Genomic DNA, 20,422 nt, shown 5'->3' on the forward strand with positions numbered 1-20,422 from the left:
TTCGCCGCAGCTTCGATCAGTGCGGCGCAAGCCCCATTTCTACGCCGGTTTTGTCGTGCAACGCGAAGCGGTCGACAATGTCGGCGCTGGCGCGGTTATAGCCCACGACCTCGACCTCGCGTCCATCGCGCCGCAGCCGCGCCACGATCTTGTCCAGCGCGCCGACGGCCGAGATGTCCCAGAAATGTGCGCCGGTCACGTCGATGACGACGCGCGTCGCTGTGCCTTCCGATTGGAACGCGCGGGTGAAGCGGTCGACCGACGCGAAGAAAATCTCGCCAGTCACGCGGTAGATGGCCTGCGCGCCGTCCGCAGTTTCGTCACGCTCGACGGCGAACATGCGCTGGACCTTACCGGCGAAGAAGATGCCGGAGAGCAGCACCCCGGCCAGCACGCCAAGCGAGAGATCATGCGTGGCGACGACCACGATGACCGTGGTCAGCATCACCACTGATGATGTCGCAGGATGGCGGCGCAGATTGGGGATGGAGTTCCAGCTGAACGTGCCAATCGAGACCATGATCATCACCGCGACCAGCGCCGGCATTGGCACCCGCCCCACAAATGGCCCGAGGACGGCCAGAAGGAAGAGGAGGAAGGCACCGGCGACGAAGGTCGAGAGGCGCCCGCGGCCGCCCGACGTGACGTTGATCACCGACTGGCCGATCATCGCGCACCCGCCCATGCCGCCAAACAGCGCGGCGACGATGTTGGAGCCGCCCTGGCCGGCGCATTCGACCCGCTTGTTGCTGTCGGTGTCGGTCATGTCGTCGACGATCTGCGCGGTAAGCAGGGATTCCAGCAGGCCGACCGCCGCCATCGTCAGGGAATAAGGCAGGATGATCCGCAGGGTATCGAGGGTCAAGGGCACGTTGGGCAGCGCCAGGCTGGGCAGTCCCTCGGGCAGCTTGCCCATGTCGCCTACCGTGTTGACGGGCAGGCCCATGCTGATGCTGATTGCGCTGAGCACGAGGATGGCGACGAGCGGCGAGGGGATGGCCTTCGTGATCCGCGGAAAGCCATAGATGATGACCAGGCCGCCGGCGACCATGGCATATGTCTGCCACCCGACATTGGTCAGCTGGGGCAATTGAGCCATGAAGATGAGGATCGCCAGCGCGTTGACGAAGCCCGTGATGACCGAACGGGACACGAACTGCATCACCAGATCGAGGCGCAGCAGTCCGGCGATCATCTGGATAAGGCCCATCAGGATGGTCGCCGCGAAGAGATAGTCGACCCCATGCTCGCGGACGAGGGGCACGACGAGGACGGCGACAGCCGCCGTGGCCGCTGAGATCATGCCCGGGCGGCCGCCGATCAGCGCGATGGTCATGGCGATCGCGACGGATGCATAAAGGCCAACGCGCGGATCGACGCCGGCGATGATCGAAAAGCCGATCGCTTCCGGGATGAGGGCGAGAGCGACGACCACGCCCGCCAAGATGTCGCGACGGGCGGTCGGTCCGTCAGTGAACCACTGGCGGCGGTAAGATGTCAGATGAGAGCTCATGCGGATTCCACAACAAGGCACATGGCGCACATTGGGCGCAGAGAAGGTTGCATGTGTGATGTTGTCCGGCGGATCGGCGGCCGGAATAGCCACCCGGGGTTTCACCGGGTCCTTGCGATTGCCCGCCTGCTACACGGCAGAACGCGGTCGGGCAAGGGACTGTTGGGTATCAGCAAGAACCACCGCTTGGCATCGCCTTGGGATCGGCTGCATAGTCCTGACCGCCCTATCGGCGCTCATCGCCCATCGGTCAGCGCAGCCGCGGCGCGGTCAGCGGAAGGATCCACGCTGATTCCCCGCGCTTTGCGTTCGGAATAGCGATCGACCAGTTGCGCCGCATGCGGTCGCATGAGCACGGTGATCCGCACCAGTTCCTCCATCACATCGACGATGCGGTCATAATAGCTGGAGGGCTTCATGCGGCCGGCCTCATCGAACTCCTTATAGGCCATGGCCACCGACGACTGGTTGGGGATGGTGAACATCCGCATCCAGCGGCCCAGCAGGCGGAGCGTGTTGACCGCGTTGAAGGACTGCGATCCGCCCGACACCTGCATGACCGCGAGCGTTCGGCCCTGTGTCGGGCGCAGGCCTTTCATCTCCAGCGGCAGATGATCGATCTGCGCTTTCATGATGCCGGTGATCTGCCCATGCCGCTCCGGGCTGCACCAGACCTGTCCCTCCGACCACAGCGACAGCGCGCGCAACTCGTGCACGGCCGGGTGATCGTCGCCGGGCACCTGATCGGGCAGCGGCAGGTCCGAGGGATCGAAGATGCGGGTTTCCGCGCCGAAGAACCGCAGCAGGCGCGCGGCTTCTTCGACCGCGAGGCGCGAAAAGGACCGCTCCCGGAGCGACCCATAAAGCAGCAGGATGCGCGGCGGCGGCTGATCCTCGCCAATCCCGAGGGCGGGCCTGGGTATCGCATAGGAACGGTCGAGCGCGGGAAGAAGATCAGGATCGGGCAGGATGCGCACACGGCTCACGAAACGAGGTTCCTTTCATAACAGGGCCGGCTGCGCTTCACGATGGCGACCACGGAGAGCATCACCCGCACTTGGACCAGCACGATCATCAGCCAGATCAGCGCGGCGACGATGAGGTTTACTTGTGCCACTTCGGCCGACGCGATCGCGGCGAAGACACCGGGCAAGGCCTTGCCAAGCAGAATCCCGCTAACGATGCACAGGGCCACCCAGAGCGAGAGATAGCGCTCGAACGTGCCCATCAGCTCACCCGCTGCCCGGCGGCATCGACGACCGGCTCGCCATCCTCCTTGGTGAAGGCGCCGCGCTGCGCATCGGGCAGGATATCGAGAACAAGCTCGGACGGGCGACAAAGCCGCACGCCCAGCGGCGTCACCACCAGCGGGCGATTGATGAGGATCGGGTGCGCCATCATGGCATCGAGCAGCGCGTCATCGCTCAGGCGCTCATCGTCCAGCCCGAGTTCGGCAAACGGCGTGCCCTTTTCACGCAGCAACGCGCGCGGCGTCAGCCCGGCCCGCGCGATCATCTCGGCAAGCAGCGCTCGCGTCGGCGGGCATTTCAGATATTCGACGACATGCGGCTCGACCCCGGAATTGCGGATGAGCGCCAGCGTGTTGCGCGAGGTTCCGCAACCGGGATTATGATAGATGACGATGGTGGTCATGATCCCGTCCTTCAGCAGCAGGAGAGTTCAGCAAGCAGCGGCTCGCAAAAATCTGCGCGGCCCTGGCAGCAATCCTTGGCGAGGAAGAGCATCAGATCGCGCAAAGGCGCCATATTGGCGCGCTGGATCTGCTGACGTCCCCGCTTTTCCGAGATCACCAGCCCTGCCTTCGCCATGACCGCCAGATGGGTCGAAAAGGTGCTCTGCGTCAGGCTGCTCGCCTCGACAAGTTGCCCCGTCGAAAGGCCCTCCGGCTCATGCCGTACGAGCAACTGGAAGGTTGCCAGGCGGGTCGGGTGCGACAGAGCCGCCAGAATGCCGAGCGCGTTATCGGTTTCCATTCATCGGGAATATCCGATAGGACGGGCGCGCGTCAATATCGAACGGGAAAACCCGATGCTACTTTCCAGATGACGAACGGCGGCTGCCGCTGGACGCCGGGAACCTAAAGCGGAAGCAATGTCTCGCTTCGCTCTAGAGATTGAAATTTAGGAGAAAAATGGTGGACGCACTTGGGCTCGAACCAAGGACCCGCTGATTAAGAGTCAGCTGCTCTACCAACTGAGCTATGCGTCCACTTCGGCGGCTCGTTGATCGTTTGATCAACATCCCGTCGGGAGGTGGGCCGTTAACATGGTGTTTTCAGGATGCCAACAAAAAATCCGAGGCGTGGCGAAAAAAGATGCTGCCTTGCGAGAAAACCGCGTGCGGCTCAGTCGGTGTCGCGGGTGCCGGGGCCGACGGGGGCATCGATGTCGCCATCCTCGCTTGCATTGGCGCCGTCTTCGCTCCCCGTCTGCGCCGGGGTGGCGGGAGTCGGGGCGGCCGGGGAGGCCGCATTGCCGGGCTCGGGCATGAGTGGCGCAGACTCAAGGCCGCGCGCAATGCGGAAGGCGTTGAGCTGGCGCTCCATGCGCATCTGCGGCGTGCCGCCCCAGGTCGCTTCGAAGCGCTGCAGCTTCTCCATCGCCTTGGCGGGATCGTAGAGATAGGTGATGCAATCGCCCGAGATCATCGGCGCGTCCTGCACCCGGTCCATATGGCCGCCATGTTCGATGATCGTGGCGATGGCGTAGCGCGGATTGTCATGCGGCGCGAAGCCCTGGAACAGGGCGTGATCGCGCAGGCGGAAGGGCTGGCTTGCCGCGCGCTGCCCGCGGGTGCTGATCGCGCCGACCTGCGCCGTGCCGGTCTTGGCGGCGAGCATTACGCCGGGAACGTCCAGCCGCGCTGCACGGCCGGTGCCGCCGCCGTTCACCACATCCTTCATGGCATTGCGGATGACCGTAAGATGCTCGAGCGACACGCCCAGCGGCTCGCCCTGATGGCGCTTGCCGTCGACGATGAAATGCGGATCGAGATCGAGGCCGGTGGCGAGGCGCGCGGCCATCACGCACATCTGCGTCGGGTTCACCAGCATATAGCCCTGGCCGATGGTCGCGTTGACCGTGTCATAGGTCTGCCAGGGCTGGTTGTATTTCTTCATCTTCCAGGCCGGGTCCGGCACGGTGCCGTAGCTCTGGTTGGGGAAAGGCAGGTCGAAGCGCTGGCCGAGGCCCAGCCGCCGCGCCATCATGGCGATGGCGTCCATGCCGATCTTCTGGGCGAAGTAATAGAAATAGATGTTGCAGCTCTGCTCGATGGCGCGGTGCATGTTCGTCGTGCCGTGGCCGCGGCGCGCATGGCAGTGGAACAGGCGATTGCCCACCCGCAGCGCCCCGGTGCAGTTCACCGTCGCCTCGGCCGGCAGTCCGGCTTCGAGGAAGGAGAGGGCGATCATCGGTTTGACGGTCGACCCGGGCGGATACAGCCCGCCCAGCGTTTTGTTGCGCAGCGGCACATGGTCGTCTTGCGAGAGCATCTGCCATTCGTGATGCGAAATGCCCTCGGAGAAGCTGTTGGGGTCGAAGCTCGGCATTGAGGTCGAGCAGAGAATGTCCCCGGTGTGGCAATCCATGATCACCACGGCGCCGCTCTGCGTGCCCAGCCGCCGGCCGGCGAATTCCTGCAGGCCGGCATCAATGGTCAGCTTGATGGAGCGGCCCGGCGTATCGGGCCGGGTTTCGAGGTCGCGCACCATCGCCCCGCGCGCCGTCACTTCCACGCGGCGGGCGCCCGGCTTGCCGGTGAGAACCGAATTGAGCGACTTCTCCAGACCCTGCTTGCCGAGCTTGAAGCCCGGCGTGATCAGCAAGGGGTCGCGCGATGCATTATATTCCTCGGCTGACGGCGTGCCGACATAACCGAGTAGATGGCCGACCGGCGGCCCAGCAGGATAATAACGCGAAAAGCCTTGCGAGGGCACGACGCCGGGAAAATCGGGCAAGCGCACGGAGAGCGCCGCATATTGCTCGTAGCTCAAGTCATCGGCCACCTGCACGGGCTGATAGCCCGCCGCGCGGTCGAGATGCTCGTTGATGCGGTCCACATCATTGGGCGTCAGGGCCAGCAGGGTGGCCAGCTCACGCACCACCCGCTCCCGGTCGCGCAGGCGATCGGGAATGATGTCGACACGGAAATTGGTACGGTTCGAGGCCAGCGCCTGCCCCCGCCGATCCAGAATCCAGCCGCGCCGTGGCGGGGTGATGGTCAGGTTGATGCGGTTGCTGTCGGAAAGGAGCTGGTACTTCTCATTCTCTGCAATGGCGATCCACCCCATGCGCCCCACCAGCAGGCCGCCCACCGCCAGTTGCGCCCCACCGAGCACGAAGGTGCGGCGGTTGAAGCTGTAGGCCTGGCTGGCGGGGGTGACGACTTTGTTGGGGAACAGGATCTTGCGGAAGGAAATCACGGAAGCCGCCATTTGTCCAACGCGGCACAGATGCGCACGATGAAGGGGAACAAGGCGACACTATAGAGGAACTGCGGGAGGATTTGAATGATTTCCCCGCCATGGCCGGAGAGATGTACGGCAAGCCAGCCACCGGCCAGCGCAAAGCCGATTGCCAGCGAGCCGAGTAGCCAGCCATGCCAGTAGTCGCGCCACAGGTTCCGCTGCCCCTCAAAGTCGAAGGCGAGCAGCAGGATCGTCCATAGAAATACGGCGCTGCCGACCGGTTGCCCGTTCATCAGATCATCGACCAGCCCCAGCGGCACGCCGATCCACAGCGGCCAGATGTCCGGACGCAGCACGCGCCAGGCGATCAGCATCATCAGGCCGAACGGCGGGAGCAGCGGGGTCTGCGCGATGACCGGCATGAGCGGCGCCAGCATCGAGCCGAGAATGACGGACGCGACCGGCACGCCGCGCAGGTGCAGCCAGGTCCGCTTGCGGCCGATCCGGTTGCTGTAGCGGCTGTTCATGGCGTGGCGGGCGCCTGCGCGGCATTGCCGGCACGCTCGGCTTCTTCCGGGCGGAAGGGGGCCTGCACGACCACCAACTCCACGCGCGAGGGATTGGCGAGCGGAATGGCGATGGCCTTCTCGCCTTCGCGCCGCGCGACGATCGCTACAGGGATGTTGGAGCGGTACAGGCCGCCAATACCGGACGTGACCAGCACATCACCGGGCTTGAAGGGATTGCGCTCGGCATTGAGGGCGCGGATCTCGACCGTGCCGTCGCCCCGGCCGGAACTGATGCCCGGAATATTGTCGCTCGTGCGACGCACCGGCACGATATTGCCTTCATCAATAAGCAGTAGGACGTCGGCTGTGTTCGGTCCGGCACGCAGCACGCGACCGACCAGGCCTTCCGGCGCGCGCACCGGCATGCCCGCGCTCACGCCCTCGCTGCGGCCCATGTCGAGACGCGCCAGGCGGGCGGCACTGGCCGGTGTGGAGGAAATCAGGTGGCCGGCAGCGACCACGCCCTGGTCGGTTTCGGTCAGCTTGAGCAGGTCGCGCAGGCGGATATTCTCCTGGCGGATCGCTTCGGCCTCGATGAGGCGCGTGCGGTTCGCTTCCACCTGCCGGCGCAGGGCGGCGTTCTGCGAGCCTGCGTTGATATAGGCGGCAAACTCTTCCTCGATATTGCCGACGCCGACGACGACCGAGCGCAGATTGCTGGAGATGGGGCGCGTGACTTCCGCCGCCGCCGACCGCAGGCCAGCAAAGCCAGCGGGATCGGCAATGGAGACGATCAGCATCAGCAGGCCAGTGACCGCGCCGAGCAGCGCGATCACATAGCTGGCGAACAGTCCATATTGCGCTTTCCGGTTGAAGCCGGGGCGCCTGTTGCCGGGTGGCGCCATGCGAACAACCTCGGGCTTAGGCGGTCTGGAGCACGCCGCGGAAGACCGGGTCCTCCATCGCGCGCCCCGTGCCGATGGCGACGCAGGTCAGCGGGTCTTCCGCAACGGTCACGGGAAGCCCCGTCTCGTCGCGCAGTTCCTCGTCCAGCCCCTTGAGCAGCGCGCCGCCGCCGGTGAGGACGATGCCCTGATCGACGATATCGGCGGCCAGCTCCGGCGCGGTGTTTTCAAGCGCGATGCGCACGCCTTCCACGATGGTGCCAATGGGCTCGGCCAGCGCATCGGCGATCTGGCCCTGATTGATCGCGATTTCCTTCGGCACGCCGTTCACGAGGTCGCGGCCCTTGATGTGGATCGTCGCGCCCACGCCGTCGGCCGGCTTCTGGGCGATGCCATATTCCTTCTTGATCCGCTCGGCCGTGGCCTCGCCGATCAGCAGATTGTGGTGGCGACGGACATAGGAGACGATGGCTTCATCCATCTTGTCACCGCCCACGCGCACGCTGGTGGTGTAGGCCAGGCCGCGCAGCGAGAGCACGGCGACCTCGGTCGTGCCGCCGCCGATGTCAACGACCATTGAGCCGATGGGCTCGGTCACGGGCATATCGGCGCCGATCGCAGCGGCCATTGGCTCCTCGATCAGGAAGACCTGGCTCGCGCCGGCATTGCTGGCGGCATCACGGATCGCGCGGCGCTCGACGCTGGTCGAGCCGGACGGCACGCAGATCACGATCTCGGGGAAGCGGGGGAAGCGGCGGTGGCCATGGACCTTGCTGATGAACCATTTGATCATCTGCTCGGCAATGTCGATGTCGGCGATCACGCCGTCGCGCAGCGGGCGGATGGCCTCGATGGATTCCGGCGTCTTGCCCATCATCAGCTTGGCGTCTTCGCCGACGGCCTTGACGCGCTTCACGCCGTTGATCGTCTCCACCGCAACCACGGATGGTTCATTGAGGACAATGCCGTGACCGCGCACGTAGACCACCGTGTTGGCCGTGCCGAGGTCGATCGCCATGTCCCTGGAAGTGAACTTGAACCAATTGGAGAAGAACGCCATTGACTGTCCTGTTCATGCCGGTCGCGCCGGTGAGGACGCGGCTTTCAGATGCTCCGGGGAATGCCCGCCCTGCCGACTCCAGCCACCGGAAAAACGGGTGGCTTTCGCTCGCGTAGGAGGCTCGCTTGGTCTAGTCGCAATCCAATGTCAATACGCCGCCTCCCCGAGTCCCTTGTTAATCGAATTGCCGCCGGAGAGGTGGTCGAGCGCCCTGCGAGCGCGCTCAAGGAGTTGCTGGAAAACGCGCTGGATGCGCAGGCCCGCTCCGTTGCGATCTCGCTGCAGCAGGGCGGCCTCGGCGGCCTGAGCGTCACCGATGATGGCCATGGCATGAGCCGCGACGATCTGCCGCTTGCGCTGGAGCGCCACGCGACATCCAAGCTGCCTGACGAGGCCATCGAGGCGGTCAGGACGCTCGGTTTTCGGGGTGAGGCGCTGCCCTCGATCGGCAGCGTCTCGCGCCTCAGCATCGCCAGCCGTCAGCGCGATGCGGATGGATGGCGCCTGGTGTGCGACAATGGCGTGCTGGCCACCGCCGCCCCTTGCGCGATGGCGCCCGGCACGCGGGTGGAGATGGATGGGCTGTTCGAGCGCGTCCCCGCGCGCCGCAAGTTCCTGCGCTCGGCCCGGTCGGAATATGCCGCCTGCCTCGACATCGTCCGGCGCCTCGCGATGGCGCGCAACGATGTCGCCTTCGTGCTGGAGCATGACGGGCGCCGGGTGTTCTCGCTGCCGGGCGGGCAGACCCGCGAGGATCGCGTCGCCCAGCTCATCGACCGTGAACTGGCCGACAATCACGTCATCGTGTCGCTGGAACGGGAGGCGGTGACGATCAGCGGCGTCGCCTCCCTGCCAACCTATCATCGTGGCTCGGCCGATCATCAATATCTCTTCGTCAACGGCCGCCCGGTTCGCGACCGCTTGCTGGTGGGCGCTGTGCGCGGCGCCTATGCCGATTTCATCGCGCGGGACCGGCATCCGGTGCTGGCCTTGTTCCTGAATGTGCCGATGCCGGACGTGGACGTGAACGTGCACCCTGCCAAGACAGAAGTACGCTTCCGCGATCCCGCCTTCATGCGCGGGATGATCGTCAGCGGCCTGCGCCGCGCGCTCGATGATGCCGGCATGCGCGTCGCCAACCGGCCCGAGGCCAGCGCCGCCGATCTGTGGCAGCGCGAAGAGGCGCAGGCACCCGAGGCTCCCACAACTTGGCGGGCGCCGTCATCCGGCGGTGCTTATGGCGCCGCGCCGCTGTTCGCGGACCGCCAAGCCCGTTTCACCGGTTTCGCACCGTCTGGCCGGGCGGAAGCGCCGGTCACACAACCGCAGGCCGAGCATCGCGAGTTTCCGTTAGGCGTGGCGCGCGGGCAGGTGGCGCGGACCTATATCGTCGCCGAGGCGGAGGACGGGCTGGTGCTGGTCGACCAGCATGCCGCGCACGAACGTCTGGTTCTGGAGCGGATGCGGCGGGCTCTGGCGGACGGCGTCGTCGCGCGGCAGGCGCTGCTGCTGCCCGAAGTGGTCGAGCTGGATGAGCCGGCCTGCGACCGGATCGAGGCGCGCGCCGCCGAGCTGGCCGAACTCGGTCTGGAGGTCGAGCGCTTCGGCCCGGCGGCGATCCTCGTCCGCGCCGCACCGGCGCTGCTCGGCACCAGCGACGTGCCCGGCCTCGTCCGCGATCTCGCCGACGATCTGGCCGCGCTGGGCGATGCCGCTTCGCTCAAGGCCCGGCTCGATCTTGTTGCGGCGACCATGGCCTGCCACGGCTCGGTGCGGGCAGGGCGGGTGCTCTCCGTGGCGGAAATGAACGCGCTGCTTCGCGAGATGGAGGTCACGCCCCATAGCGGGCAATGCAACCATGGCCGGCCGACCTGGATCAAGTTGGCGCATGGCGACATCGAGAAGCTGTTCGGCCGGCATTGAGCCGGCGCGGCTTGTTCGCTCTGCTTATTCGCTCTTGCCGGCCGGGATGAATTCCCGCCGGAACACCGCCGAGCGGATGTTGGTGAAGACGTCGCCCACATATTCATACAGCGCGAAGCTGTTGATGTGGATGCGGTCGCCCTTCTTGAGCGGACCGGAGGTGAAATCGGGCGCATCGACGGTAGCCAGAAACTCCGATTCCAGCTCGGCGACCAGCCGCTTGCCGTCGGTAAAGACATTGCGGACCTGAATGATGCGCCGCGTCTGCTGGTTCACCTTCTTGTAGAAGGCGACGATGGCATCGTGCCCGATCAGCTCTGTGCCATTGCCGATGACCAGATGCACGTCAGGCGCGTAATTCTTCACCAGCGCAGGCCAATCCTGCGCGTTGAACGAGGCGATATAGGCTCGGAAGCGATCTTCCTGTGTCATGCGCTGCGCCCCTTCTGCGGACTGAACCGGGCCGAGCGGACCCGCGTAAACAGGCCATCCTTGATGTCGTACATGACGAAGTTGACGCTCGAGCGCGTGTCGCCCGCCTTGAGCGCGCCGGTCGGCATGTCCGGCCAGTCGGTGTGCGCCACCAGCGTCGTGCGGAGCACCGCGAGGATATGCGCGCCGGAGGGATCGCCCACATAGGTCAGCAGATCGACCTTCTCATGCAGATGCTTGCGCACGCCGCGATAGAAATCGATCACCGCCTGCCGGCCGGTCACCTGCGCGGCCTGGCCGAAGAACTGCACGTCATCGGCATAATAAGCGCTAAATACCGCTTCGTCGGCGCGGTTGAACGCGGCCAGATACGCCTCGAACCAGGGCTGCGACGGCACGGTGCCCTCCTGCGTTGCGGCTCTTGCAAGCGCGCTGGTGCTGCCGATGCCGAGTGCTGCCGCCCCGGCGATGAACGTGCGCCGTGATGGCGCGAGCGCTACCGGCACAGCCTTGTCATCCTTCATGATCCTCTCCTTGCCGCCCCCATGGCCGACGCGCGCAGGGTGCAGCAAGGATGTTGAGAGATCAATACATCTTGTGCAGCATTTGTCGCATCAGGCCTGCGGGCGGCGACGATGGAGTACCACGGAGACGAGGCTGAGCACTTCTTGATCGTCCTGATTGAGCAGGCGGGTGCGCCATTTGAGGATGCCCGTCTCCGGCCGGCTGCGCGATTCCAGCTTCTCGACCAGTTCGCTCGATCCGCGCAGCACGTCGCCGGGGAAGACCGGCCGGCGCCAGCGCAGTTCGTCCAGACCCATCGCGCCCAGGGCATTGGCCTGCCAACCGCCGCTATTCTGTCGCGCCCGCACCATCGCGCCCATCATCATTGCGCAGGTCTGCCAGCCGCTCGCCGCGAGCCGGCCGAAATGGGTCTTTGCGGCCGCTTCCTCATCGAGGTGGAAGGGCTGCGGATCATAGCGCTCAGCAAAGGCGATCACTTCATCGCGATCCACTTCGAACGGGCCGAAATGCTCGGTGAGGCCAAGCTCCAGGTCTTCCCAATAATAGTCCATGTCTGTGCCTTCGGTTCAGGGATCGGATGGCCGTTTGCCTAGGCGGGGCGGGCAAGAAGGGCAAGCGGCGCTCATCCGGCTTGAACAGGGCGCGAATATGTAACATGATATGTTGCATGAGTCGCAACAGCAGCAAATTGTCCGGCGTCCTCCACGTCCTCCTCCACATGGCCGAGCAGCAGCGCCCGGTTACATCCGAGATGCTGGCCAGGATCATGCAGACCAATCCGGTGGTGATCCGCCGGGTCATGGCCGGCTTGCGGGACGCCAGTTATGTCCGCTCGGAAAAAGGCCATGGCGGGGGCTGGTCGATTGCCTGCGATCCGGCGGCCGTCACGCTGCTGGATATCTATCGGGCCATCGGGGCACCGCCGCTCTTCGCCATCGGCAATCGCAGCGACAACCCCGGCTGCGCGGTCGAGAGGGCCGTTAACGCCGCGCTCGATGCACCGCTGCGGCAGGCCGAGGCGTTGCTGCTCGACTCCTACGCCACCGTCACGCTCGCCAGTCTCAGCGCCGGCTTCCACCGTCTCTTGCCGTCCCATTACGGCCCCCAACACAGGATCGAAAATCCATGACCACGCACGACGCCGCACCGGACGAGACGGTGGACCCGGACATGTTCATCAAGGCCTTCGATGATCCGGCAGCCACGGCGCGCTATTGGGACGGCCCGCGCCGCTTCGTGCCGGGGCTGGATGCGCTGCACCGGATGACCGGACTGCTGCTTGCCGAGCGCGCCCCATCGAATGCGCGGGTGCTCGTGCTCGGCGCGGGCGGCGGCATGGAATTGAGGGCGCTCGCGGAGGCGCAACCAAATTGGCGCTTCGTGGGCGTGGACCCGGCCGGCGAAATGCTGAAACTGGCCGAACGGCAGCTCGGTCCGCTGATGGCGCGCGTCAAGCTGGTGCACGGCCTGATCGATGATGCGCCGGACGGGCCATTCGATGCGGCCGTCTGCCTCCTGACCTTGCATTTTCTCGATCCCACCGAGCGCACGCGCACCGTGCAGCAGATCCACCGCCGCCTGCGCGCAGGCGCGCCCTTCGTCGCTGCCCATAGCAGCTTCCCGCAGGATGCTGAGACCCGCGATGTCTGGCTGGACCGCTATGCGGCTTACCCCAAGGCGATGGGCGCGGACCCGGCGGACACCGCCAAGGCCCGCGCCGCCGTCGCCGCCAGCCTCCACTGCCTCTCGCCTGACGAAGACGAAGCCATCTTGAGAGCCGGCGGCTTTGCGGACGTGGCGCTGTTCTACGCCGCCTTCACATGGCGGGGCTGGGTCGGCCACGCCTGACAGCTCAATTAGCCCCTCCTGTTGAGCTTCGCTCGCCTGCGGGTCAGAGGAGGGGTTGGGGTGGTGCAGCAACGCTACGGACGCGCAATCGCTTTGCGATGCCGACGCATCGCCACTACCCCCGCCCCCCTCCTAGCAGGAGGAGGGGAGGCTGATGTCAGCGCCCCAAGGAAAGGCGCGCGAACAGCGTGTAGCCCCAGGGATTATCCCCATAGACCGCATCCAGCGCCGCCGGCTTGGCGTAGAGATTGACGCTACCGCCAAGCGCGAGGTGGACCGGGCCGTCACCGATCGGGGTGTTCCACGCATAGCCAGCCTGCATCTTGGTGATGCGGAACGGTACGTCGTGGAGCGGATCGTCATGATCGGGGATCAGCTCATCATTGGCGACATTCTCGACCCGGCCGAACAGGCTGTGGCGGGGCGTCAGATCGTAATTGAGCTCGCCGAGCCAGGCGGTCAGCGTATCGCCGGGGTCGCGGTTCTTGGCGGAGAAGGCCGCGGTCGCCGAGAGGGCGCCGTCCGCATAATGGACGCTCGCCGTGCTACGATGCTCGTTCTGGTCGCCATGAAGCGTCTCGGGATTTTTGAGGAAGCCATGGCTGACCTGCGCGGCCCAGTTGGGCGTCGGCGTCCAGCTCAGTCGCACCGACCAGCTATCGAGCTTGGGCGTCTCGATCCCCCAGCGCTCCTCATCCGGCTCACGCCCCCGAAAGGCCGAGCCTTCGAGCTGCCATTGCGGCAAGGCGACGCCCGCAGTCACCACGCCATAAGTGATATGGGTGGAATCGAACCAGTGGTGCGTGATCGGCGGCTCGGGATTATAATGCGCGCTCGCCCGGTGCATGAAGGCCGATGGTCCGAGCGCCGGCTCGCCGACCGGTCCGCCATAGAGGAAGACGCTTGCGCCGGGCGCGATGTCCACGTCCAGCCGGGCGGCCAGCTCCATGAACAGATCGTGCGGATGCTGGCGGTCGACCAGCGCTGTGCCGCCCGCCGTCTCGCCCGTGGCAAAGAGATTGGGGTAACCCCGCGCCGACATGGTCGGTTCAAGGCTGAGCATCGAGCGGAGCGCAAGCCGCGCACCGCCCAAATCCCGCTCCGCCGCCAGCATCAGCATGGAGGTGGCGTAGACCAGATCGTCGCCGCGCGGCCCCTTGTGATCGGTGTAATTGAGCTGGACATTGCCGTGCGCCATCAACATCCAGTCGCCGCTCATCGCATGAAGGCCGCTCATCGGGCCTTGCGCCGCCGGGAGCCGCGCCGTGCCGGAGCCATCGACATAAGGTCGGGCGGTGTCGGTGGGGTGGACGTGGTTCGGTGCCGAGGCGGGCACTTCGGCATTGTGGCGGGCGTGATCCATCCCAGAATGATCCATGCCAGAATGGTGCATGCCGGCATGATCCATCGCGCCATGATCCATGGTCGAATGGTCCATCGTCTCGCCGGCATTTTCGGCGGGCGGTGTCACCGGGTTGGCGCTCTGGTGTCCGGCATGGTCATGCCCGGCCATCGGCGCCTGCGCGAAGAGGGCAACGGGCGAGGCTGCCGCGAGCAGGCTCGCAGCCACGTTCAATCGAAAACTCATGATAAAAAAGTCCTATCTGAAGCTGTTTGGGAAAGCGTTCAGAGGACCTGTCGGGGAGGGGGCGTGTCGGGCGATCCCAGCCAGTCCGTCAGCCGGGCAGGGTTGGGGGACCAACTCGCCTTGCCGGGCAGCAAGGACAGTCGATCGACCGGCCGATAGGTCCGGCTGTCGATCGGCGCGACGCAGCCGATGCAATCATGATGCGCCACCACCGGCTTGGAGCCATCCGGGGCGGACGGCGCATGGCCGCTATGGGCAGCGTGGTCGCCATGCGGCGCGGCAGTCTCGGCGCTCGCATGGTGCGCTACCCCCGTCCCCTCGCTCCCCGGCGCGCATGCGCTGGCCTGCATCGCCGGCAAGGCCAGCAGCAGCGTCAGCAGCGCGCAGAGGAGTCGGCGGGGGAACGACATGATGGCGAGGTTATCGCACCGATCTAGCTGTGAAGGAAGTGCATCACGTCGCCGTCCTGCACCACATAGGCCTTGCCTTCGGCGCGCAGCTTGCCGGCCTCGCGCGCCTTCGCCTCGCCGCCAAGCGAGATGAAATCGTCGAAGGCGACGGTTTCGGCGCGGATGAAGCCCTTCTGGAAATCGCTGTGGATTTCGCCCGCCGCTTCCGGCGCGCTGGCGCCGCGATGGACGGTCCAGGCACGCGCTTCCTTGGGGCCGACGGTGAAGAAGGTGATGAGGTGCAGCAGATCATAGCCGGCGCGGATCACGCGGGCGAGCCCCGCTTCCTCCAGACCCATGGCCTCCAGAAACTCGGCGCGATCCTCGATCGGCATCGTGACGAGATCGGCTTCGATCGCGGCGGAGACCACCACGGCCTGCGCGCCCTCGGCCTTGGCCTTCTCGAACACGCGGGCGCTGAAGGCATTGCCCTCGGCCGCGCTCTCTTCCTCGACATTGCACACATAGAGCACGGGCTTGGAGGTCAGCAGCTGCGCCTGCTGGAAGATGCGCGCTTCCTCCTCGTCATTGATCTCGACGAGCCGCGCGGGCTTGCCCTCGCGCAGCAGATCGAGCGCACGACCGAGCACAGCGGCGGCGATCTTGGCTTCCTTGTCGCCACCAGTCGCCTTCTTGGTAAAGGCCGGCACGCGCTTTTCGAGGCTTTCAAGGTCGGAGAGCATCAGCTCGGTCTCGACCGTCTCGGCATCGGCAATGGGATCGACGCGATTGTCGACATGCTGAATATCGTCATTCTCGAAGCAGCGCAGGACATGCACGATGGCGTCGACTTCGCGAATGTTGCCGAGGAACTGGTTGCCCAGGCCCTCGCCCTTGGAGGCGCCGCGCACCAGGCCGGCGATATCGACAAAGGCGAGCTGGGTCGGGATGATCTTCTGGCTGCCGGCAATGGCCGCGAGCTTGTCGAGCCGCGCATCCGGCACCGAGACCTGGCCGACATTCGGCTCGATGGTGCAGAAGGGATAGTTGGCAGCCTGCGCTGCCTGCGTCTCGGTCAGCGCATTGAAGAGGGTCGACTTGCCGACATTGGGCAGGCCGACGATCCCGCATTTGAAACCCATGGAAATCTGTCCGTTCGATCTGGAAGCACGTGATGTGGCCCCTTAGCGCCCTGTCGCTGCCATGGCCAGCCGTCTCGACCGCAGCGCCCAACAAGAAACCGCCGCGCCGGGGTGGGCGCGGCGGCGATGCAGTGTCGGATCGTGAACCGGTCAGGCGCCGACGGGCTTGCCGTCCGTCCGGGTGATGACGACGGTCGAGGAGCGGGGCTGCTCGCCGGCGATCGGCCAGTTGCCGGTCGGGTGCTGGATGTTCACGAAGAAGGTCTTGAGGTCCGGCGTATAGGCAAGGCCGGTGATCTCGCAGCCCGTCGGGCCGACGAGGAAGCGTTTGCTCTTCTTGCTGGTCTGGTCGATATAGAACATCGCATTGTGGCCCACGACCTGCTCGATGGTGACGCCGCTCGCGCCCGAGGTGCCCGGCACGCTGTGGTCTGTCTGCACCCACAGGCGCCCCTGCGGATCGATGCGGATGCCATCGGGGCTGGAGAAGGTGTCGCCATTGATATTGCCGACCAGATTGGTGCCGCCGGCTGCATAACCGGGGTCGCCGGCCAGCAGGAACAGTTCCCAGGTGAAGCCGGTCGCCAGCGGAGAATCGCCACTCTCGCGGAACTTGAGGATATGGCCGTGGCGGTTGGTGACGCGCGGGTTCGCCGCATCCGTCACCTTGCGGCCGCTGTTGTTGGTCAGCGTCACGAAGATCGCCTTGCCATCGGGCGAGACCGTGATCCACTCCGGCCGATCCATCACGGTGCCACCAGCAACGCGCGCGGCCGAGGCGCAGTTGATCAGCACGTCGGCCTGGCTGTTGAAGCTCACCGGTGTCGGCGCAGGGGCCGTCGTGAACTGACTGACATCGCCGGGATCGGACGCATTGGCGACGAGGCCGTTCTGGCCCTGCACCAGCGCTTTCCACTCGCCCGAGCCGTCCGCATTGAACTTGGCGACATAGAGTGTGCCATAGTCGAGCAGGTTGCTGTTCGCCGCCCGGTTGGTCGTGCTGTAGGCCTGATCCGGCACAAACTTGTAGATGCAGCCCGGCGTCGAATCATCGCCCATGTAGAAGGCCACGCGGCGATCGCTGTTGGTGAGGTGAGCGACATTCTCGTGACTGAACCGGCCCATGGCGGTCCGCTTGGTCGCCGGAGCCAGCTCCTGCAGCGGGTCGATCTCGACCACCCAGCCATAATCCCGCTCGGGGCGTGTGGGATCGAGATAATTGTCCGTCGTTTCCTCGCAGGTGAGGTAGGTGCCCCAAGGCGTGCGGCCGCTCGAACAATTGTTGAGCATGCCCTTGATCGTGCCGGAGAGCAGCCCGGCGGCGGGGCCACCCGCGCGATAATTGGAGTTGCCGGTATAGCGCTTGTTATATTGCGAGCCGGCCTTCACCGCCCAGTTGCCATCGCTGCCCTTGGCGACTTCCACCACGCCGATGCCCACAGCCGATAGGGCGAGCGCCTTCTGGTCGGCGGTGGCGGTAGTGGCATCGTAATTGCCGTTCATCAGAATGTTGAAATCGGGATATTCGAAATTGATCGCCAGCAGGCCGCCCTTGTTGGGGTCGACGCCGGAGAGTTCGAAATATTCCATGCCGTCATGATTGCCGCCGGCCCATTTCTCCGCCGTCGCAGGCGTCGGGAAGCTGCCGGCATAGCCGGTGACGCCGGTCTCGATGGCATCGCCCGCCTTCAGCAGGACCTTCACGTCATAGCCGGCCGGCACGGTGACCTTGTCATCCTGATTGGCGGCCACCGACGTGAACTCGATGGCGTAGCTGACCGCCGGCGTGGGCGTGGGGGTCGGCGTCGGGCTGGGTGTCGGCGTGGGATTGGGAATGGTCACCATCCCGTCCTTGTCCTCCCCGCAGGCCGAGAGCATCGCCGCGACCGGGAAGATCGACAGGCCGAACAGCCCGTTCTTGATGATCGTGCGGCGCGAGGGATTGGCCTCGACAATGGCTTCCAGACTGTTGGGATTGGCCTCGTCGGATATCGCGGTCCGGTAGGGCGCGCGGGCTTCGTCGGTAAGATGTGACATGATTTCCCCTGATTTGGTTCCGCCACGGCTCGCGGAAGGTGCATTTGCCGCTCAGGCGGGGCCTGATCGCAGAGGCGGATGACATGATGATTGCGAGGCGATGGCACGGGGATGAAGATTGCAAGTCAGTTCTGTGACTTAGGTGAGGTGAGCGGGCGGGCTGAGCGGGAAGTCGAAAGTTCAGAGGCACAAAACGCCGTCATTCCCGCGCACGCGGAATCAAGATCGACGCTTACATTCGGGACCAACGCCCCAGCTGATTCCCGCGTGCGCGGGAATGACGAAGGGTGGGCGGCTTGGATGAATTCAGAGGCAGGCGACGTCCGGTTTCAGACACAGCCCAGAAGGGACTGTACGGCTGACTTGGCGTAGAAAGCGGCCGTTGCAACAAGGGCCAACTCCTGTAGTCTGTAGGCGTGGAAATGGACGAGCTACGCAGCCGCTTAGCGGTCATTCTGGCTGTCGAAGAACGAGAACCAACAGATTGGCTTGAGGTGGAGCGGCTAGCAAGCGAGCTTCAGCAGGAACTGCCAATCGACGCGACGCCGGAGGCCGTTCACCACTATCTTGATGATGCTGACATTCGATCCCGCGACGGCGCATACGGGGCGCGTCAAAGACAAGCGTTACAACGGTATGTCGACTTGGGAGATTATGACGATGGCACCCCCATCCCGTGGTGGGGGTGCGGTCTGGTCCTCTTGGCTGGCGCGTGCGTCGTGAAGTGGCTGCTGCTATAGTGAGCGAATGTCGGCAATGTTGTCGTGTCCGGACTGGCGGCCTCGTGACGACAATGCAGGATAGCCGACGTTTCGCGAAAGCAGCCAGCTTGTGCCCGCACCCTAGCAGGCGACTCATCTCTTCACCGTGGCGGCGCAGTGGGTTAGGGGGAGAGCGATGCTTGCGATCCGCACTTCCATGCCGTGCGCCTTGCCAGGGCGTTCTTTCTGGCTTGCCCTGCTCGCGATGCCGGCCCTCGCCGGCTGCGCCGGCAGCACCAAGTTCCGCCCGGTCAGCGATACACCAGTGCGCATCGGGCCGCCTTATGTGGTGCGCGGCGTCACCTACACGCCGACCGATGATCGCACGCTGGACATGCTGGGCGATGCGAGCTGGTACGGCGGCGAGTCCGGCAATCAGACCGCCAATGGCGAGCGCTTTGTAAAGCACGGCATTTCCGCCGCGCACACCACCTTGCCGCTGCCCAGCTATGTCGAGGTGACGGCGCTGGACACGGGCCGGACGATCCTGGTGCGCGTCAACGATCGCGGGCCGTTCGCCCGCAACCGGATCATCGACCTGTCGCAAGGGGCGGCAGAACTGCTCGGGATCAGGCAGCAGGGCACGGTGCAGGTGCGGGTGCGCCGGGTCGATCCGCCCGAGGCCGATCGGGCGCGGCTGCGGGCGGGAAAACCGGCCATGGCCCGGCCGGACGTGCCGCAACAGACGCTGGCGCCTTGGCGTGCCCGTCTCGCGGCCTATCGCGCCGCGCAGGCGCAGAATGGCGGCAGTCGGTAAGCGCGCCCGCGATCATGCCCGCCATCAATCCTGCAGGCGGCGCGCAACCTCGTTCATGAAGCGCACGTCGTCACCCGCAGCCAGCCATTCCGCCTCGCGGGACATGGCGCCGAGCAAGTCGGCCAGCGGATCGATCTCGATCTTGGCATAATTGCCGAGCACATGGCCGGTCACGCGGTCCTTGTCGCCGGGATGGCCGATGCCGATGCGCACGCGGCGAAAGTCCTTGCCCAGATGCGCGTCGGTGGAGCGCAGGCCGTTATGCCCGGCGGTGCCGCCGCCGCGCTTCACCTTCATCTTCATCGGCGCAAGATCGAGCTCGTCGTGGAAGACGGTCACGTCCTCGACACCGAGCTTGTAGAAATCACAGGCGGCACGGATAGACTGGCCGCTTTTATTCATGAATGTCTGGGGTTTGAGCAGCAGCACCTTGTACGGGCCGATGCGGCCTTCGGAAACGAGGCCCTGAAACTGCTTCTTCCACGGCGAAAAGCCGTAATCCACGGCGATGACGTCCAGCGCCATGAAGCCGACATTGTGGCGGTGGAGCGCATATTGCGATCCGGGATTGCCGAGGCCAACCCAGAGTTGCACAGATGCGCTC

General features: G+C 65.3%; 21 protein-coding genes, 1 tRNA gene and 1 other annotated feature. Of the genes, 4 read left to right on the forward strand and 18 right to left on the reverse strand.

Annotated features, from left to right (window positions below; translation table 11 throughout):
* Positions 1 to 16: 16 nt before the first annotated feature.
* From M2342_RS09015 to M2342_RS09060, 10 genes are all read right to left on the reverse strand, one after another.
* The gene (locus M2342_RS09015) at positions 17 to 1,513 is read right to left on the reverse strand and encodes a SulP family inorganic anion transporter (RefSeq protein ID WP_181559586.1); all 1,497 of its coding nucleotides are present in this window, start codon (positions 1,511 to 1,513) and stop codon (positions 17 to 19) included.
* Between the two features lie 59 nt (positions 1,514 to 1,572).
* Positions 1,573 to 1,628 (reverse strand) — a sequence feature (sul1 is cis-regulatory element that is thought to sense ions involved in sulfur or methionine metabolism; They are found in Alphaproteobacteria).
* 121 nt (positions 1,629 to 1,749) lie between these two features.
* The gene (gene arsH / locus M2342_RS09020) at positions 1,750 to 2,499 is read right to left on the reverse strand and encodes an arsenical resistance protein ArsH (RefSeq protein WP_319801092.1); all 750 of its coding nucleotides are present in this window, start codon (positions 2,497 to 2,499) and stop codon (positions 1,750 to 1,752) included.
* The gene (locus tag M2342_RS09025; RefSeq protein WP_413715128.1) at positions 2,496 to 2,741 is read right to left on the reverse strand and encodes a hypothetical protein; all 246 of its coding nucleotides are present in this window, start codon (positions 2,739 to 2,741) and stop codon (positions 2,496 to 2,498) included. The genes arsH and M2342_RS09025 overlap by 4 nt, the downstream gene beginning before the upstream one ends.
* Positions 2,741 to 3,166, reverse strand: a complete 426-nt coding sequence (gene arsC / locus M2342_RS09030; protein WP_264578828.1) for an arsenate reductase (glutaredoxin) — start codon at positions 3,164 to 3,166, stop codon at positions 2,741 to 2,743. The genes M2342_RS09025 and arsC overlap by 1 nt, the downstream gene beginning before the upstream one ends.
* 11 nt (positions 3,167 to 3,177) lie before the next feature.
* The gene (locus M2342_RS09035) at positions 3,178 to 3,507 is read right to left on the reverse strand and encodes an ArsR/SmtB family transcription factor (RefSeq protein ID WP_264578829.1); all 330 of its coding nucleotides are present in this window, start codon (positions 3,505 to 3,507) and stop codon (positions 3,178 to 3,180) included.
* 159 nt (positions 3,508 to 3,666) lie between these two features.
* Positions 3,667 to 3,742, reverse strand: a tRNA-Lys gene (locus M2342_RS09040).
* A 136-nt stretch (positions 3,743 to 3,878) separates the two neighbouring features.
* Complete coding sequence (mrdA, locus tag M2342_RS09045) at positions 3,879 to 5,969, reverse strand: penicillin-binding protein 2 (protein ID WP_264578830.1); 2,091 nt, start codon at positions 5,967 to 5,969, stop codon at positions 3,879 to 3,881.
* Entirely contained in the window at positions 5,954 to 6,469 is a 516-nt protein-coding gene (locus M2342_RS09050) for a rod shape-determining protein MreD (RefSeq protein ID WP_264570233.1), read from the reverse strand. The genes mrdA and M2342_RS09050 overlap by 16 nt, the downstream gene beginning before the upstream one ends.
* Positions 6,466 to 7,356, reverse strand: coding sequence for a rod shape-determining protein MreC (gene mreC / locus M2342_RS09055; RefSeq protein WP_264578831.1), 891 nt, complete (start codon positions 7,354 to 7,356; stop codon positions 6,466 to 6,468). Before mreC ends, M2342_RS09050 begins: the two co-directional genes overlap by 4 nt.
* A 16-nt stretch (positions 7,357 to 7,372) precedes the next feature.
* The gene (locus tag M2342_RS09060; protein ID WP_181559593.1) at positions 7,373 to 8,416 is read right to left on the reverse strand and encodes a rod shape-determining protein; all 1,044 of its coding nucleotides are present in this window, start codon (positions 8,414 to 8,416) and stop codon (positions 7,373 to 7,375) included.
* Between the two features lie 144 nt (positions 8,417 to 8,560).
* Here M2342_RS09060 and mutL point away from each other — a divergent pair, with 144 nt between their 5' ends.
* Positions 8,561 to 10,339, forward strand: a complete 1,779-nt coding sequence (mutL, locus tag M2342_RS09065) for a DNA mismatch repair endonuclease MutL (RefSeq protein ID WP_264578832.1) — start codon at positions 8,561 to 8,563, stop codon at positions 10,337 to 10,339.
* Between the two features lie 24 nt (positions 10,340 to 10,363).
* Here the strand turns inward: mutL and M2342_RS09070 are convergent, their stop codons facing one another.
* From M2342_RS09070 to M2342_RS09080, 3 genes are all read right to left on the reverse strand, one after another.
* Positions 10,364 to 10,771 (reverse strand): nuclear transport factor 2 family protein, encoded by a 408-nt coding sequence (locus M2342_RS09070; RefSeq protein WP_264570236.1) that lies wholly within the window; start codon positions 10,769 to 10,771, stop codon positions 10,364 to 10,366.
* Positions 10,768 to 11,295 (reverse strand): nuclear transport factor 2 family protein, encoded by a 528-nt coding sequence (locus M2342_RS09075; protein ID WP_264578833.1) that lies wholly within the window; start codon positions 11,293 to 11,295, stop codon positions 10,768 to 10,770. The genes M2342_RS09070 and M2342_RS09075 overlap by 4 nt, the downstream gene beginning before the upstream one ends.
* A gap of 90 nt (positions 11,296 to 11,385) precedes the next feature.
* A complete protein-coding gene (locus M2342_RS09080) occupies positions 11,386 to 11,847 on the reverse strand; it encodes a MaoC family dehydratase (RefSeq protein WP_264575839.1) in 462 nt (153 codons plus the stop codon).
* 116 nt (positions 11,848 to 11,963) lie between these two features.
* Between M2342_RS09080 and M2342_RS09085 the strand changes: the two genes are divergently transcribed.
* Together M2342_RS09085 and M2342_RS09090 are read left to right on the forward strand one after the other, a co-directional pair.
* On the forward strand, positions 11,964 to 12,425 hold the full coding sequence (locus tag M2342_RS09085; protein WP_264578834.1) for an Rrf2 family transcriptional regulator: 462 nt from the start codon (positions 11,964 to 11,966) through the stop codon (positions 12,423 to 12,425).
* On the forward strand, positions 12,422 to 13,144 hold the full coding sequence (locus M2342_RS09090) for a class I SAM-dependent methyltransferase (protein WP_264578835.1): 723 nt from the start codon (positions 12,422 to 12,424) through the stop codon (positions 13,142 to 13,144). The genes M2342_RS09085 and M2342_RS09090 overlap by 4 nt, the downstream gene beginning before the upstream one ends.
* A 157-nt stretch (positions 13,145 to 13,301) precedes the next feature.
* Here the strand turns inward: M2342_RS09090 and M2342_RS09095 are convergent, their stop codons facing one another.
* The 4 genes from M2342_RS09095 to M2342_RS09110 form a co-directional block, all read right to left on the reverse strand.
* Entirely contained in the window at positions 13,302 to 14,732 is a 1,431-nt protein-coding gene (locus tag M2342_RS09095; protein ID WP_264578836.1) for a hypothetical protein, read from the reverse strand.
* A gap of 38 nt (positions 14,733 to 14,770) precedes the next feature.
* Positions 14,771 to 15,142, reverse strand: coding sequence for a hypothetical protein (locus tag M2342_RS09100; RefSeq protein ID WP_264578837.1), 372 nt, complete (start codon positions 15,140 to 15,142; stop codon positions 14,771 to 14,773).
* 23 nt (positions 15,143 to 15,165) lie between these two features.
* Entirely contained in the window at positions 15,166 to 16,263 is a 1,098-nt protein-coding gene (ychF, locus tag M2342_RS09105; protein ID WP_264578838.1) for a redox-regulated ATPase YchF, read from the reverse strand.
* A 150-nt stretch (positions 16,264 to 16,413) separates the two neighbouring features.
* The gene (locus tag M2342_RS09110) at positions 16,414 to 18,300 is read right to left on the reverse strand and encodes a PhoX family protein (RefSeq protein WP_264578839.1); all 1,887 of its coding nucleotides are present in this window, start codon (positions 18,298 to 18,300) and stop codon (positions 16,414 to 16,416) included.
* Between the two features lie 930 nt (positions 18,301 to 19,230).
* Here M2342_RS09110 and M2342_RS09115 point away from each other — a divergent pair.
* Positions 19,231 to 19,818: a septal ring lytic transglycosylase RlpA family protein gene (locus tag M2342_RS09115; RefSeq protein WP_413715129.1), complete on the forward strand. Its 588-nt coding sequence runs from the start codon at positions 19,231 to 19,233 to the stop codon at positions 19,816 to 19,818.
* Positions 19,819 to 19,842: 24 nt separating this feature from the next.
* Here M2342_RS09115 and pth read toward each other — a convergent pair whose 3' ends face one another.
* Positions 19,843 to 20,412, reverse strand: coding sequence for an aminoacyl-tRNA hydrolase (pth, locus tag M2342_RS09120; protein ID WP_264578840.1), 570 nt, complete (start codon positions 20,410 to 20,412; stop codon positions 19,843 to 19,845).
* Between the last annotated feature and the right edge of the window lie 10 nt (positions 20,413 to 20,422).

This window comes from Sphingobium sp. B8D3A (assembly GCF_025961995.1).
Lineage (GTDB): Bacteria > Pseudomonadota > Alphaproteobacteria > Sphingomonadales > Sphingomonadaceae > Sphingobium.

What these genes read in the sequence shown, in the direction of transcription:
- M2342_RS09015 (WP_181559586.1), bottom strand. Translation starts at nt 1,513, where the DNA reads ATGAGCTCTCATCTGACATCTTACCGCCGCCAGTGGTTCACTGACGGA.
- M2342_RS09025 (WP_413715128.1), bottom strand. Translation starts at nt 2,741, where the DNA reads ATGGGCACGTTCGAGCGCTATCTCTCGCTCTGGGTGGCCCTGTGCATC.
- arsC (WP_264578828.1), bottom strand. Translation starts at nt 3,166, where the DNA reads ATGACCACCATCGTCATCTATCATAATCCCGGTTGCGGAACCTCGCGC.
- M2342_RS09035 (WP_264578829.1), bottom strand. Translation starts at nt 3,507, where the DNA reads ATGGAAACCGATAACGCGCTCGGCATTCTGGCGGCTCTGTCGCACCCG.
- mrdA (WP_264578830.1), bottom strand. Translation starts at nt 5,969, where the DNA reads ATGGCGGCTTCCGTGATTTCCTTCCGCAAGATCCTGTTCCCCAACAAA.
- M2342_RS09050 (WP_264570233.1), bottom strand. Translation starts at nt 6,469, where the DNA reads ATGAACAGCCGCTACAGCAACCGGATCGGCCGCAAGCGGACCTGGCTG.
- mreC (WP_264578831.1), bottom strand. Translation starts at nt 7,356, where the DNA reads ATGGCGCCACCCGGCAACAGGCGCCCCGGCTTCAACCGGAAAGCGCAA.
- M2342_RS09060 (WP_181559593.1), bottom strand. Translation starts at nt 8,416, where the DNA reads ATGGCGTTCTTCTCCAATTGGTTCAAGTTCACTTCCAGGGACATGGCG.
- mutL (WP_264578832.1), top strand. Translation starts at nt 8,561, where the DNA reads ATGTCAATACGCCGCCTCCCCGAGTCCCTTGTTAATCGAATTGCCGCC.
- M2342_RS09070 (WP_264570236.1), bottom strand. Translation starts at nt 10,771, where the DNA reads ATGACACAGGAAGATCGCTTCCGAGCCTATATCGCCTCGTTCAACGCG.
- M2342_RS09075 (WP_264578833.1), bottom strand. Translation starts at nt 11,295, where the DNA reads ATGAAGGATGACAAGGCTGTGCCGGTAGCGCTCGCGCCATCACGGCGC.
- M2342_RS09080 (WP_264575839.1), bottom strand. Translation starts at nt 11,847, where the DNA reads ATGGACTATTATTGGGAAGACCTGGAGCTTGGCCTCACCGAGCATTTC.
- M2342_RS09085 (WP_264578834.1), top strand. Translation starts at nt 11,964, where the DNA reads ATGAGTCGCAACAGCAGCAAATTGTCCGGCGTCCTCCACGTCCTCCTC.
- M2342_RS09090 (WP_264578835.1), top strand. Translation starts at nt 12,422, where the DNA reads ATGACCACGCACGACGCCGCACCGGACGAGACGGTGGACCCGGACATG.
- M2342_RS09095 (WP_264578836.1), bottom strand. Translation starts at nt 14,732, where the DNA reads ATGAGTTTTCGATTGAACGTGGCTGCGAGCCTGCTCGCGGCAGCCTCG.
- M2342_RS09100 (WP_264578837.1), bottom strand. Translation starts at nt 15,142, where the DNA reads ATGTCGTTCCCCCGCCGACTCCTCTGCGCGCTGCTGACGCTGCTGCTG.
- ychF (WP_264578838.1), bottom strand. Translation starts at nt 16,263, where the DNA reads ATGGGTTTCAAATGCGGGATCGTCGGCCTGCCCAATGTCGGCAAGTCG.
- M2342_RS09110 (WP_264578839.1), bottom strand. Translation starts at nt 18,300, where the DNA reads ATGTCACATCTTACCGACGAAGCCCGCGCGCCCTACCGGACCGCGATA.